We start from the raw sequence: 14501 nt of genomic DNA, 5'->3' as shown, positions 1-14501 counted from the left end.
GATCAGAGTCTTGCCGGTCGCCTGAGGTCAAGGGTCATCGGGAAATCTTCCGCCGGTTGTTCCTCGCGCAGCACATAGGCCGATGGTGTATGGCCGCGCGGTTCGAAGCGGGCGAGCCGCCGCGCCTCCGCCTCGTTGCCGTTGACCGGGAAGGTGTCGTAATTGCGGCCGCCGGGATGCGCGACATGGTAGACGCAGCCGCCGATCGCCCTTCCCGACCAGCGGTCATAGATGTCGAACACCAGCGGCGTGTTGACCGGCAGCGCCGGATGCAGCCCCGAAGCCGGCTGCCAGGCTTTGAAGCGCACGCCGGCGACCGCGACCTCGCGGTTATCGGTCACCTTCATCGGCACGATACGGCCGTTGCAGACGATGGCATGGCGTTCCGGGTTGAGGCCTTCGGTCTTGACCTGCAGCCGCTCGACCGAGGAATCGACGAAGCGCACGGTGCCGCCGATCGCGCCCTGTTCGCCCATGACATGCCATGGCTCCAGCGCCTGCCGCAGCTCGAGCTTGATGCCGGCATGCTGGACCTCGCCGCAGAACGGGAACCGGAATTCGAGCTGCGCATCGAACCATTCGGGACGGAACTCGAAGCCGTTGAGCTTGAGGTCGTCGAGCACATCGAGGAAGTCAGCCCAGACATGATGCGGCAGCATGAAACGGTCGTGCAGAGAAGTGCCCCAGCGTACGAAGCGGCCGTCGAGCGGGTTTTTCCACGCACGTGCGATAATGGCGCGAACCAGAAGCTGCTGCGCGAGGCTCATGCGCGCATTGGGCGGCATCTCGAAGCCGCGGAACTCGACCAGTCCCAGCCGGCCGGTCGGGCCATCCGGCGAGAACAGCTTGTCGATGCAGATTTCCGAGCGGTGGGTATTGCCGGTGACGTCGGTCAGCAAATTGCGGAACAGCCGGTCGACCAGCCATGGCAAGGGGGCCGCGCCCTGGTTCGGATGCGGCACCTGCGCCATGGCGATTTCGAGTTCGTAAAGCGAATCGTGGCGCGCTTCGTCGAAACGCGGCGCCTGGCTGGTCGGGCCGATGAACAGGCCGGAGAACAGATAGGACAGCGACGGATGCCGCTGCCATTGCAGCACCAGGCTCTTCAACAGATCAGGCCGGCGTAGGAACGGGCTGTCATTGGGCGTCGCACCGCCGACCACGACATGGTTGCCGCCGCCTGTGCCGGTGTGGCGGCCATCGATCATGAACTTGTCGGCGCCAAGCCGCGTCAGCCGCGCCTCCTCATAGATCGCCGTGGTCGTCGCCACGCAATCCTGCCAGTTGTAAGCCGGATGGATGTTGACCTCGATGACGCCGGGGTCGGGCGCCACACGGATGACGTTGAGACGCGGATCGTGCGGCGGCCCATAGCCCTCGATATGCACGGGAAGACCGATGGCACGCGCCGCGTTCTCGGCGGCAGCGACCAGTTCGAGATAATCCTCCAGCGCCTCGACTGGTGGCATGAACACACACAGCCGGCCGTCGCGCGGCTCAACGGAGAGCGCGGTGCGCACCGCGCCGCCGATCTCGGTGATCTCCTGTTCGACCCGGTCCTGCTGGCCGGTCGCGGCGGTGAACGACGCCGCCTGCTGGCGGCGCGCCATCTCGTCGGCGCCTTCCAGTTCGGCCGGCGCCGCAGCGGGCAGGATCGCCTCGCGCGCCGGCAATGGGCCGCGCGGCAGCGACGGGTCGACCGGCACGATGTAGGGGAATTGCGCCGGCGGCACATAGGGCAGTGTGCCCAAGGGCAAGCGGTAGCCGACCGGTGAATCACCGGGCACCAGGAACAGCCGCCCGCGTCGCGTCTTCCATTTCTCCGAACGCCAGCGCGGTCCCGACGCCTGGCTGTTCCAGCGCTGCACGGGCAGCACATAGCCCGACGGTTTGGTCAGCCCGCGCTCGAACACTCTTGCCATGCGGCTGCGCTCTTCCGGGTCCTCGAGCTTCGAATTTGACGGATCGACATTTTCGGGCAGCTTGCCTTCCTTGAGCAGCCACTCGGCCGGATCCTCATAGGCTTCGCTGACCATGGCCTTGTCGATGCCGAGCTCGCCGGCAATCGCAGTCAGCAGGCTTTCGGCCTGTTTCGGGCCGACATCCGCCGAACTCTTCTCCCGCGCGATCAGCGACGGATCGCTCCACACCGGCTGACCGTCGGCACGCCAGTAGAGCGAGAAAGTCCAGCGCGGCAGGCTCTCACCAGGATACCATTTGCCTTGTCCGTAGTGGAGGAAGCCGCCCGGCGCGAAGCGTTCGCGCAGCCTGCGGATCAGCGCATCGGCTTTTTCGCGCTTGGTCGGACCGACAGCGGCGGTGTTCCATTCGGCGGACTCGAAATCGTCGATCGACACGAAGGTCGGCTCGCCCCCCATCGTCAGCCGCACATCGCCTTCGCCAAGTGCCGCATCGACCTTGTTGCCGAGTGCGTCGAGCGCCTGCCAGCTTTCGTCGGAGAATGGCTTGGTGATGCGCGGATGCTCGGCGATGCGGTCGACCCGCATGTCGAAGCCGAACTCGACATTGGCAAAGCTCGCCATGCCGGAAATCGGTGCAGCGTTGCGGAAATGCGGGGTTGCGGCAAGCGGCACATGGCTTTCGCCGGTGAGCAGGCCCGAGGTCGGGTCGAAGCCGATCCAGCCGGCACCTGGAAGATAGACCTCGCACCAGGCATGCAGATCGGTGAAATCGACCGATGTGCCGGCCGGACCGTCCAGCGCGATGAGATCGGGCTTCAGCTGGATCAGGTAGCCGGAGACGAAACGCGCGGCGATGCCGAGATTGCGCAGGATCTGCACCAGCAGCCAGCTCGAATCCCGGCACGAGCCCTTGCCGGCGGCCAGCGTTTCCTCCGGCGAGAACACGCCGGTCTCCATGCGCACGATATAGGCGATCTCGCGCTGCAGGCGCGCATTGAGGTCGACGAGAAAATTGACGGTGTTTTTCGCGCTGGTGTCGATGGTTCTCAGGAAGGCCGAAAGCAGCGGCCCTGCCGGCTCAGGCGTCCGGTAGATCGCGAGATCGTCCCTGATCTCTTCCGGATATTCGAACGGGAACGTCTCGGCCGACGGCTCGACGAAGAAATCGAACGGATTGTAGACGGTCATGTCGGCGACGAGATCGACCTCGATCTTCAATTCCGTCACCGGCTCGGGGAAGACGAAGCGGGCAAGGAAGTTGCCGTAAGGATCCTGTTGCAGATTGACGAAATGGTTCGCCGGCTCGACCTTGAGCGAATGGCTCAACACCTTTGTCCGGGAATGCGGCGCCGGCTGCAGCCTGATGATCTGAGGCCCGAGAACCACCGGCCGGTCGTATTTGTAATGGGTCAGATGGTAGACGGCTGCCAGAATTGCCATGGGGCCCCGGAGATCGGCGTTTCAAACGAATTCGCCGAACCCTGACACATCTGCTGGCCATTCTCCAAGCACAGATGTTGCGGTGCACCTAATTTAAGCAGCTGAAACCAGCTTGAGGCATGACTTAGAAGAACGCCTGAATGCCCGTCTGCGCCCTTCCCAGGATCAAGGCATGCACGTCATGCGTGCCCTCATAGGTGTTGACCGTCTCCAAATTCTGCGCGTGGCGCATGACGTGGTACCCGATCTGGATGCCGTTGCCGCCATGCATGTCGCGGGCCTGGCGGGCGATGTCGAGCGCCTTGCCGCAATTGTTGCGCTTGACGATCGAGATCATTTCCGGCGCCATCTTGCCTGCATCGAGCAGCCGCCCGACGCGCAAGGATGCCTGCAATCCCAGCGCGATCTCGGTCTGCATGTCGGCGAGCTTCTTCTGGTAAAGCTGCGTGCCGGCCAGCGGCTTGCCGAACTGCTTGCGGTCGAGACCATATTGGCGGGCGCGGTGCCAGCAATCTTCCGCCGCACCCATCGAGCCCCAGGAGATGCCGTAGCGAGCCCGGTTGAGACAGCCGAACGGGCCGCCAAGGCCCTTGGCGTTCGGCAGCAGCGCGTCCTCGCCGACCTCGACGCCTTCCATCACCACTTCACCGGTGATCGACGCGCGCAGCGACAGCTTGCCGCCGATCTTCGGCGCCGACAGCCCCTTCATGCCCTTTTCCAGCACGAAGCCGCGGATCTCGTCCTTGCCGTTCTCGCCCTTCAACTTCGCCCAGACGACGAACACGTCTGCGATCGGCGCGTTGGAAATCCACATCTTCGAGCCGCTGAGCTTGTAGCCGTTTGCCGTCTTCTCGGCGCGCGTCTTCATGCCGCCCGGGTCGGAGCCGGCATCCGGCTCGGTCAGGCCGAAACAGCCGATCCACTCACCGCTGGCAAGCTTTGGCAAGTACTTCTTGCGCTGCTCTTCCGAGCCATAGGCGTGGATCGGATACATTACCAGCGACGATTGCACCGACATCATCGAGCGGTAGCCGGAATCGACGCGTTCGACTTCCCGCGCGACCAGCCCGTAGGTCACATAATTGGCGCCGAGGCCGCCATACTCTTCCGGGATGGTAATGCCGAGCAAGCCGGCCTCGCCCATCTCGCGAAAGATGCCGGCATCCGTCTTTTCATTGAGATAGGCATCCTCGATGCGCGGCGCGAGCTTGTCGGCGGCGAAGGCCGCCGCGCCGTCGCGCACCATGCGCTCTTCTTCCGAAAGCTGGTCCTCGATCAGGAAAGGGTCTTCCCAGACGAATGCATTCTTGTCGGCGGCCATGGCTTGTCGATCCTCAAACGGGTGAAGCCCGGCTTATCGGCCCGCAGCCTTAAAAAATCAAACGAAATTGATTCACGGATCAATGAGCGTTAGGAATAGATCATGAGTGTCCAGCGCCGCCTCCTGCCCAAAATCAGTGCCCTCGCCGCCTTCGAGGCGGTGGCCAGGCTTGGGTCTTTTACTGCCGCTGCTCAAGAGCTGGATCTGACCCAGGGCGCGGTCAGCCGGCAGATCAGGTTGCTCGAAGACCAGTTCGGCCGCCGCCTGTTCGAGCGCGACAGCCGCAATGTCCGGCTGTCGACGGCTGGGGAAATCTACGCCGAAGCAGTGCGTTCGGCGCTTGGCCAATTGCGCGACGCGGCCCTTGGATTGATGAGCAATCGGCATAGTGGCATCCTGAACCTTGCCATTTTGCCGACCTTCGGCACGCGCTGGCTGATGCCGATGATCCCCGATTTCGTCGAGAGCAATCCCGACATCACCATCAACTTCGTCACCCGCGTCGGCCGCTTCGACTTCGCCAGGGAAAGGCTGGACGCTGCCATCCATTACGGCCTGCCGGACTGGCCGGAGGCCGATTCGACACTGCTGGTGCGTGAAACCGTCGCGCCGGTGGCGTCGCCCGAATTCCTCGCCGGCCGCGCCATCGCCACGCCGGCCGATATTGGCCGCCTGCCGCTGTTGCATATGGCGACGCGACCCGGCGCCTGGACCGAATGGTTCGAGCATCAGGGCCTGAGCGCGCCGGCCGGACCAGGCATGCAGTTCGAACAATTCGGCACCGCCGCCCAGGCCTGCACGGCGGGGCTTGGCATCGCGCTGCTGCCGCTGCTCCTGATCGCGGGCGAATTGCAGCGCGGCCAGTTGGTGCCGGCGCCCGGCCAGCCCATGCAAAGCCGTAGCGCCTATTACCTCGTCGTCCCGCACGACAAGCGCGACCATCCCCCCGTCGCCAGCTTTCGCGACTGGCTGCTGGAGCAGGTTGAGAAGGAGCCGGCTGTTCTGGCCTGGTAGCTACTTGCGCTTCAGCGCATCCGCCAGCGCCGCACCGAAGGCCCCTTGCTGGGCCGGCCGTTCCGGTTGGCGTTGCGGCGCTGGCGTGCGCGGCGTCGGCCTACCGCCACCATTGTCGCGCGGCCCACCACGCGACGCACCACCCTCGCCGCCATCCTTGCGCATGGAGAGCGCGATGCGCTTGCGCTTGATGTCGACGTCGACGACGCGCACCTTGACCACATCGCCGGCCTTGACCACTTCATGCGCGTCCTTGATGAAGCGGTCGGCCAGTTGGGAGACATGCACCAGCCCGTCCTGATGGACACCGATATCGACAAAGGCGCCGAAGGCCGCGACATTGGTCACGGTGCCTTCCAGCAGCATGCCGGGTTTGAGGTCCTTGATGTCATCGACGCCGTCGGCGAAGGTCGCCGTCTTGAAGCCGGGGCGCGGGTCGCGGCCGGGCTTTTCCAGCTCCGCCAGAATGTCGCGCACCGTCGGCAGGCCGAAACGCTCGTCAACGAAGACGCGCGGATCGAGCGCCTTGAGCGCGGCACTGTCGCCCATCAGCGAGCGCACGTCGCGGCCGCAGGCGGCGACGATCTTCTTGGCCACGCCATAGGCTTCCGGATGCACCGACGAGGCATCGAGCGGCTCGCTGCCATTGGCGATGCGCAGGAAGCCGGCGGACTGTTCGAAGGCGCGCGGTCCCAGCCGCGGCACCTTCAGAAGGTCCTTGCGGCTGGCGAAGGGGCCGGTCGCATCGCGATGCGCGACGATGGCGTCGGCGAGCGATGCGCCAAGGCCCGAAACCCGCGCCAGCAGCGACGCCGAAGCGGTGTTGAGATCGACGCCCACCGCATTGACCGCGTCCTCGACCACCGCCTCCAGCGAGCGGCCGAGCCGGTACTGGTCGACATCGTGCTGGTACTGGCCGACGCCGATCGATTTGGGTTCGATCTTGACCAGTTCGGCCAGCGGATCCTGCAGGCGGCGCGCAATCGACACCGCGCCGCGCAGTGACACGTCGAGGCCGGGGAATTCGGCCGCCGCCGTCGCCGACGCCGAATAGACCGAGGCGCCTGCCTCGCTGACGATCACCTTGAGCGGCTTCGGTCCGCCGTCGGGAGGCATGTCGGAGAGCATGTCCGCCACCAGCTTCTCCGTCTCGCGGCTGCCGGTGCCGTTGCCGATCGAAATCAGCTCGACCCTGTGCAGGCGGATGAGCTTGGCGAGTTCGGCCTGCGTGCCGCGCACATCGTTCTTGGGCGGAAAGGGATAGACCGTCGTCGTCGCCACCAGCTTGCCGGTGCCGTCGACCACGGCCACCTTGACGCCGGTGCGGATGCCGGGATCGAGCCCCATCGTCGGCCGCGATCCGGCCGGCGCGGCCAGCAGCAAATCCTTCAGATTGCGGGCGAAGACATGGATCGCCTCTTCCTCGGCCCGCTCGCGCAGGTCGCGCATCAGATCGAGCGTCAGGTGCAGCGAAAGCTTGATGCGCCAGGTCCAGCCGGCGACCTCCATCAGCCAGCGGTCGCCGGGCAGGCTGGCGCCGATCGCATAGGCGTTGGCGATCATCCGTTCGACCGGTTTCACCGGCGACGCATCGTCGGCATCGACCTCGATGTCGAGCGACAGCACCTCTTCGTTGCGGCCGCGCAGCATGGCCAGCGCGCGATGGCTCGGCACGTTTGCCCAGCGCTCGACATGGTCGAAATAGTCGGAGAATTTGGCGCCGGCCTCCTGCTTGCCGTCGACCACCCGGGCGCGCATGAAGGCACGGTCCTTCATGTAGGTGCGCAGTTTGCCGACCAGATCGGCATTCTCGGCGAACTGCTCCGACAGGATGTCGCGCGCGCCTTCAAGGGCTGCCTTCGCGTCGGCGACCTCCTCGGTGACATAGGCCAGCGCCAGTTCGGCGGGCACCAGCGCGCGGTTCGCAAGGATGGCCTCGGCCAGCGGTCCCAGCCCACGCTCGCGGGCGATCTCGGCCTTGGTGCGGCGCTTCGGCTTGTAGGGCAGATAGATGTCTTCGAGTTCCGCCTTGGTGGCGGCGGCAGCGATCTTGGTTTCCAGGTCCTCGGTCAGCTTGCCCTGCTCACGGATCGAGCCGAGGATGGTGTCGCGGCGGGCGTCGAGCTCGCGCAGATAGGCGAGCCGCTCGGCAAGGTCGCGCAACTGCGTGTCATCGAGCCCGCCGGTCACCTCCTTGCGGTAGCGCGCCACGAACGGCACCGTCGCGCCCTCGTCGAGCAATTCGATCGCCGCCGCCGCCTGTTCGGGCCGCGCCTTGATCTCTGCCGCGATAATGGCTGCGATGCGCTTGATGTCGGATGCCATGTCGTTCCTGCTCTCATCAAAAGAGCGGCGACCATAGGCGCAGACGCCTGTCTCGCCAACCGCGACGTTTTCAACCGTCGCGGGCGGTCCACAGGAAAGCATGCGGCAACGAAGCCGCGCCCGACGGGTCAGACCAGTTGGGTCAGCGCTTCGAAGAACGCTACAATCTCGGCATCGAGCGGATCGTCGACCGGCACCGGCTGCGACGACATCTTGGCGATGACCACCTCCGCCTTCGGATCGACATAGAGCCATTGGCCATGAATGCCGATGCCACAATAGGCACCGCTCGGCTTGCCTGTCTGGTACCATTTGTTGCGATAGCGGCCTTGGGGGAACAGGAAAGCCATCGTGCCACGCTGCCAGGCCTCCGCACTGCCGCCAGTGCTGACCGTATCGCGCACCCAGGCCTCCGGCACGATGCGGCGGCCATTGGCGGTGCCGCCTTGCCGCATCATCTCGCCGATGCGCGCCAGGTCGCGCGGCGTCACCGAAATGCCGCCGGCGGTGCGCGCCGTGCCTTCCATGTCGACGCCGATCGAGGCCTCGCTGACAGCGCCAAGCGGCAGCCACAGCTTCTCGCGCATCAGGTCGCTGAAGCGCTGGCCGGACGCGCGCTCAAGCAGCAGGCCGAGCAGGTCGGAATTGGGCGAGCGGTAGCGAAAAGTCTGGCCGTGCGGCTCGGCAAGTCGCTGCAAGGACAGGATGAATTCGCGCAGGCTTTCCGTGCCGCCACCCGGGTTCCATAGCGTGGCGCGGCGATAGCGGGCAAAGGCGCTTTCCGGATCGAGATACGCCTCTTCGAAATCAAGGCTGACGCTCATGTCGAGCACATGGCGCGTGCTCGCATCGCCATGGGCCGAGCCGGCGGCTTCGGGAATGTAGGTCGTCACCGGCGCTTCCGGATCGAACGCCCCCTCGCCTTCCAATATGCCGGCTATAATCGCGGTCACCGACTTGCTGATCGAGAAGATGATGTGGCGGGCGCCGAAATCCATGTGCGGCGCGAACCAGTCGCCGATCACCTTGCCGCCTTTCATCACCGTCAGCGCGTCGGTGCTGGAGCGTATGAGGAATTCGGCGACCTTCTCCGGCGCGCTGGCGACCGAAACCTTTTCGCCGAGCAAACCACCGAAATCCATCGCTTGTGCCTCGGCACCAGCCGACGCCGCGGCCACGCGTGCCGTCGGCACCAGTTCGCCAAGGTTCTGGAACGACCATCGGTTGAACGGGCTTTCGCGCCAGTTGGAAAGCAGCACCTCGTTGCGGCGGAAGCCGTGGCGAATCTCGAACGCAGTCTTGCCGGTCATGGCGTTTCCTTTAAGGTCGTTTCTTGTGGGGGGCCTAGAGCAGCGCGGCGGCGATGGCGTGCACGGCCTTCAGCGTCGCCGTGGAGTAGGCGAGATTGCTGAAATCCGGCCAGGTCGAAAGCTTCACCACGACCATTCCCGTGTTCCAGTCGATATGGATCATCTGCCCGAACACGCCCCGGCACATCAGCGCGCGCGAGGCGGGATTCTCAATCCAGAACTGGTTGCGGTAGCTGCCCTGCGGCAGGCTGGCGGAGAAATCAGGCCCATGCCTGCCATTGCGTGTCGCCTCGATCCATTCGGCCGGCACGATGCCGCCGCCATTGTCGAGGATCATCTGGCCGAAGCGGCCATAGTCGCGCAGCGTCGCGTTGAAGCCGCCATCGGCCAGCGCATAGCCGGCGCTATCGACGGTGAAGCAGGCGCTTTCGTCGGCGCCGAGCTTTTGCCAGAGTTCCTCCGACACCAGCTGCGCCAGCCGCTTGCCCGTCACCCGCTCCATGATGAAGGCGAGCACGTCGGTCTCGATCGAGCGGTATTCGAACGCCGCGCCGTGCGGCCGGACCGTGTCCCTCAAGCCCAGGATCAGCTCGAACATATGCGAGGGCCAGCGGAAGTCCGGATCGCTGCCCGGCGGCACCGGCTTCCAGCCGGTGGCGACATCGACCTGGCCGATATCGGAATAGCGGTCGGCATACTCTTCGGAAAAACGCACGCCCGTCGTCATGTCGAGCACATGCTGAACGCTGGCGCCGGCCCAGCCTGTGGCGCCGAGTTCCGGCAAATAGTCGGTCACCGGCCTGGCCGGATCGATCAGGCCTCGCCCGGCCAATATGCCGAACACCGAGCCGGTGATGGACTTGGCCATCGACTGCGACAGATGCAGCGTGCGCACGTACATGCCGTTGAAATAGCGCTCATAGGCGATCCTGCCGTGCTTGAGCACGAGGAAACCATCCGTATAGGTCTCGTCCAGCAACCCGGAGAGCGTCGAGGGCCTGCCCTCGCTGTCCTCGACCGGCAGCCCGTCGAGATCGACCTCGGCGCGTTGGAGCCGATGGCGATGGCCATTGCCGCGCCAGACTTCGGCGGTGGGCAGAATTTCCCTGATGTGCTGGAACGCCCAGCGGTTCCACGGCGGCCGGTCCCAGTCGAGCTTTGGCGGCACCATGACTGGCGGCGAGCCCTGCATGATCGGCGGCCGCGGATCGCTGTTGCGATAGGAGTCCATGAAAGGCCATTCCCGGAAAAGAAAAGACCCGGCGGTGTTTGCCGCCGGGTCTGGCATGCAGCGATTATTTCTGCAGTTCGGTCCAGATCTTGGTGTAGAGTTCCTGCGTTTCCGGCGCGCACATCTTCTGGAATTCGCCTTTCGGCTTGGCGTCGGCCGGAATGACGACTTCCGGCGCGTCCTTCATGTCGGCCGGCATGTATTTGTCCGAGCCGGTGATGGCGTTGGCGTAACGGTGGAAGGCCGAGAGGCCAGCCGCATTTTCCGGATCCATGATGAAGTTCTGGAACAGCTTGGCGTTCTCGACGTTCTTGGCTTCCTTCAGGACGACGACATTGTCGCTCCACAGGCCAAAGCCTTCCTTCGGATAGTTGTAATGGATGGCCGCATTGGCCAGACGCTGGCGCAGCGCCGAGCCGTTCCAGTCGCTGGTTGCCTTGAAGTCGCCGGCACCCATCTTTTCGATGGTGTTGTATTCCATCGCGATCCAGTTCGGCTTGGCCGCCACCAAAAGGTCGCGCACCTTCTTCAGCACCGCCTTGTCGTCGGTGCATTGCTGGCCGCCGACATATTTGATCGCCGCAAAGATGACGTCATTCATCTCGGGAACGACGTTGACCTTGCCCTTCAGCTCGTCGGGCGTGTTGAAGACGATGCCCCACGTATCGGCCGGCCCCTTGTAGGCATCGGTGTTGACGACGACGCCGATCGTGCCCCAGGCCCACGGCACCGAATATTTGCGGCCCGGATCGAATTCGGGATTGGCCCATTCCGGCGCAACATTCTTGAAGTTCTCCATCTTGCCCGGATCGGTCTCGAGCAGGAGGCCTTCCTTGATCCAGATCGGCACGTAGGTCTGCGACGGCACGGCGATGTCGAAGCCGGTGCCGCCCTGCCGGATCTTGGCAAGCGCGGTGTCGTTGGAATCGTAGTCGGTGATGGTCACCTTGATCTTGTATTTGTCTTCGAACTTCTTGATCATGTCGGGGCTGGTGTAGTTGCCCCAATTGTAGATGTTGAGCACGCCCTCGGCGCGGGCGAGGCCCGTCGAAGCGAGCAGCGCCAACCCCATGGCGGTCGCCGTTGTCTTCCAGTTCATCGTTCTAACTCCCATTTTCAGGTTCAGTCTCGTTTCCTGCTGACGAAGAAAAACAACGTGACGATCGCGACCGAAAGCAGCAGGAAGGCGGTCGATATCGCGTTGATCTCGGGTGTGACGCCACGGCGGATCTGGCCGAGCATGTAGGTGGGCAGCGTGTCCTGGCCGCCCGATTTGACGAACTCGGTGATGACGACGTCATCGAGCGAGATGACGAAGGCCAGCATCAGGCCGGCAAGGATACCGGGCCACAAAAGCGGCAGCGTGATACGGCGGAAGGTCTTCCACGGGGTCGCGTAGAGATCGGCCGCGGCGCGCTCGAGCGTCAGGTCCATATTCTCCAGCCGCGCCCGGATCGGCAGATAGGCGAACGGAATGCAGAACGCCGTATGCGCGGCGATCAGGTAACCGAGGCCGGAATAGCCGGTGAAGATCTTGATGCGCGAGAAGAAGATCAGCAGCGCCACGCCGGTGACGATCTCGGGCACCATCAGCGGCTGGTTGATTGCCGCATATTTGAAGGTGAGTCCGGGATAGGGGGCGGTGCGCGTGGTGGCGAGTGCCGCCATCGTGGCGAAGATGGTCGACAGCACCGCCGCGATGGCACCGATCTGGAACGAGCGCAGCGTTGCGTCGATGACCTGCGTGTTCTGGTAGGCCGACTGGAACCATCTCAGCGAAAAGCCGCCCCATTCGGATGTCGAGCTCGCCGCGTTGAAGGCGTAGAGGACCAGCACGATGATCGGCAAATAGAGCACGACGAAGCAGGTCGCCGCGATCGCCGTGAAGCCCGGCTGGTGCTTGATTGAGAAGTTGCTAGCCATGACGCACCCCTGACTTGCCGGCGTTGCGCACATAGGCAAGCAACGCCAGCATGACGATGACCATCACCGTGATCGACAGCGCCGAGCCAAGCGGCCAGTTGCGTCCTTGTCCAAACTGCAATTCGATCAGGTTGGACAGCATCATGTTCTTGCCGCCGCCCAGCACGACCGGCGTCACATAGGCGCCGAGTGCCGGAATGAAGACCAGGATCGAGCCGGCAATGACGCCGGGCTTGACCAGCGGGAAAATGATCTTCCGCAGCACTTTGAAGCGTGTCGCGTAGAGATCATAGCCGGCCTCGACCAGGCGGAAATCGAGCTTCTCCATGCTGGCGTAGATCGGCAGCACCATCAGCGGCAGGTAGACATAGGCCATGCCGATCAGGATCGCGGTGTCGGTGTAGAGGATCTGGATCGGCGCCGAGATGATGCCGAGCTTGAGCAGGATCGTGTTGATGATGCCTTCGTTGCGGATGATCTGCAGCACCGCGAAAGTCCGGATCAGGAGGTTGGTCCAGAACGGGATGGTGATCAGGAACAGCCAGAGATCCCTGGTCTTCTCGCTGCGCGTCGCCATGAAATAGGCGGTCGGGAAACCGAGCGCCAAGGTCGCCAGCGTCGTCACCACCGCAAGCTTGATCGAGCGCCAGAAGATGGTGACATGCGCCGCCGCAAGCGAAAGCGTGTCGTCGAAAATGTCACGTTCCATGAACACCGACACCCAGGCATCGGGTGAAAACTGCCATTTCACGTCGCCATAGGTGCCGGGCGTCAGGAACGAGTAGACGAGCACGATCAGCAACGGGCCGGTCGCGGCGAGCAGGATGACCAGCAGCGCCGGTGCTGACAAAAGCCAGCGGTCACGGACATCACGCCGTTCCGCTGCCTTGGCGACTTCTTCCGCGGTGGCCATCAGTCCCTCAGCACTTGCGCGGCGTCGTTGCCGATCAGGATGCCGACCTTGTCGCCGCGCTCGAAACCGCAGCCTGCGCTGCGTGTGTTCTGCTGGCGCACGGTGAAGGCCTCGCCGCTGTCGAGCTGGACATGGATATGCGTGTCGGTGCCGAAATAGACGATGTTCTCGACCGTGCCAGACAGGTCTCCCTTGTCCTTGGTCAGCTTGGCATGCTCGGGCCGCACCACCACCGTGGCGTTGTCCTTCGGCTGGAACCCTTCGGCAACGGTCGCCTCGATGGTCGTCCCGGATTTGAGCGTCGCGCGTGTCTTGCCGTTGCCGGTGCCCGATATGGCGGCGGTGAGGAAGTTGGTCTCGCCGATGAAGTCGGCGACGAAGCGCTCCGCCGGCTTGTCGTATATATCCCAGGGCGAGCCAACCTGCAGGATCTTGCCCGACGACATCACCGCGATGCGGTCCGACATGGTCAGCGCTTCTTCCTGATCGTGGGTGACGAAGATGAAGGTGATGCCGGTCTCGTGCTGCAGCCGCTTCAACTCGATCTGCATCTCCTTGCGCAGCTTGTAGTCGAGTGCCGAGAGCGGTTCGTCGAGCAACAGAACTTTCGGCTGCGGCGCGAGCGCCCGGGCCAGCGCCACGCGCTGCTGCTGGCCACCGGAAATCTGGGCCGTGCGGCGGCCGGCCAGCGCTTCCATCTTGACCAGCTTGAGCATCTCGGCGATGCGCGCCTTGATCTCGCCCTTCGGCTTGCCGAGCATCTCCAGGCCGAAGCCGATATTGTCGGCAACCGTCATATGCGGGAACAGCGCGTAGGACTGGAAGACGGTGTTGACCGGCCGCTTGAAGGGCGGCAGCGGCGCGATGTCCTGACCGTAGAGCAGGATTTCACCGGCGGTTGGAAAGTCGAAGCCGGCGATCAGTCGCAGAAGGGTCGTCTTGCCGCAGCCGGACGGTCCCAGCAGCGTGAAGAACTCGTTCTCGCGAATGGATACCGACACCTTGTCGAGGGCGGCGACCTGCCCCTCACCCGATCCGAAAATTTTACTGACGTTTACTACTTCAATCGCATTCCGATCCGGTTTGTCCGGCACGATTACGC

General features: G+C 64.0%; 10 protein-coding genes. 1 reads left to right on the top strand and 9 read right to left on the bottom strand.

All coding sequences use genetic code 11. The features are described 5' to 3' along the window. Positions 1–2: 2 nt before the first annotated feature. Together JG747_RS10855 and JG747_RS10850 are read right to left on the bottom strand one after the other, a co-directional pair. Positions 3–3362 carry a transglutaminase family protein gene (locus JG747_RS10855; protein WP_202361747.1) on the bottom strand — a complete coding sequence of 1120 codons (3360 nt, stop codon included), beginning with the start codon at positions 3360–3362 and terminating at the stop codon, positions 3–5. A gap of 124 nt (positions 3363–3486) precedes the next feature. Further along, positions 3487–4683: an acyl-CoA dehydrogenase gene (locus tag JG747_RS10850; protein WP_038649275.1), complete on the bottom strand. Its 1197-nt coding sequence runs from the start codon at positions 4681–4683 to the stop codon at positions 3487–3489. Positions 4684–4785: 102 nt separating this feature from the next. Between JG747_RS10850 and JG747_RS10845 the strand changes: the two genes are divergently transcribed. Continuing rightward, positions 4786–5697: a LysR family transcriptional regulator gene (locus JG747_RS10845; protein ID WP_019860917.1), complete on the top strand. Its 912-nt coding sequence runs from the start codon at positions 4786–4788 to the stop codon at positions 5695–5697. Here the strand turns inward: JG747_RS10845 and JG747_RS10840 are convergent, their stop codons facing one another. The 7 genes from JG747_RS10840 to JG747_RS10810 all read right to left on the bottom strand — a co-directional run bounded on the left by JG747_RS10840 (position 5698) and on the right by JG747_RS10810 (position 14493). Then, entirely contained in the window at positions 5698–8022 is a 2325-nt protein-coding gene (locus tag JG747_RS10840) for a Tex family protein (RefSeq protein ID WP_202361746.1), read from the bottom strand. Positions 8023–8150: 128 nt separating this feature from the next. Further along, entirely contained in the window at positions 8151–9332 is a 1182-nt protein-coding gene (locus JG747_RS10835) for a serine hydrolase domain-containing protein (protein ID WP_202361745.1), read from the bottom strand. A gap of 34 nt (positions 9333–9366) precedes the next feature. Further along, on the bottom strand, positions 9367–10563 hold the full coding sequence (locus JG747_RS10830; RefSeq protein ID WP_202361744.1) for a serine hydrolase domain-containing protein: 1197 nt from the start codon (positions 10561–10563) through the stop codon (positions 9367–9369). Between the two features lie 64 nt (positions 10564–10627). Then, positions 10628–11662: an ABC transporter substrate-binding protein gene (locus JG747_RS10825; protein ID WP_202361743.1), complete on the bottom strand. Its 1035-nt coding sequence runs from the start codon at positions 11660–11662 to the stop codon at positions 10628–10630. A 23-nt stretch (positions 11663–11685) separates the two neighbouring features. Continuing rightward, entirely contained in the window at positions 11686–12486 is an 801-nt protein-coding gene (locus JG747_RS10820; protein ID WP_019860924.1) for an ABC transporter permease, read from the bottom strand. Beyond that, positions 12479–13399 carry an ABC transporter permease gene (locus JG747_RS10815; RefSeq protein ID WP_202361742.1) on the bottom strand — a complete coding sequence of 307 codons (921 nt, stop codon included), beginning with the start codon at positions 13397–13399 and terminating at the stop codon, positions 12479–12481. The genes JG747_RS10820 and JG747_RS10815 overlap by 8 nt, the downstream gene beginning before the upstream one ends. Next, positions 13399–14493: an ABC transporter ATP-binding protein gene (locus tag JG747_RS10810; RefSeq protein WP_019860926.1), complete on the bottom strand. Its 1095-nt coding sequence runs from the start codon at positions 14491–14493 to the stop codon at positions 13399–13401. Before JG747_RS10810 ends, JG747_RS10815 begins: the two co-directional genes overlap by 1 nt. Positions 14494–14501 lie beyond the last annotated feature (8 nt).

Source organism: Mesorhizobium sp. 131-3-5, assembly GCF_016756575.1.
GTDB classification, from domain to species: domain Bacteria; phylum Pseudomonadota; class Alphaproteobacteria; order Rhizobiales; family Rhizobiaceae; genus Mesorhizobium; species Mesorhizobium jarvisii.
This window is presented reverse-complemented; position numbering and strand designations above follow the sequence as displayed.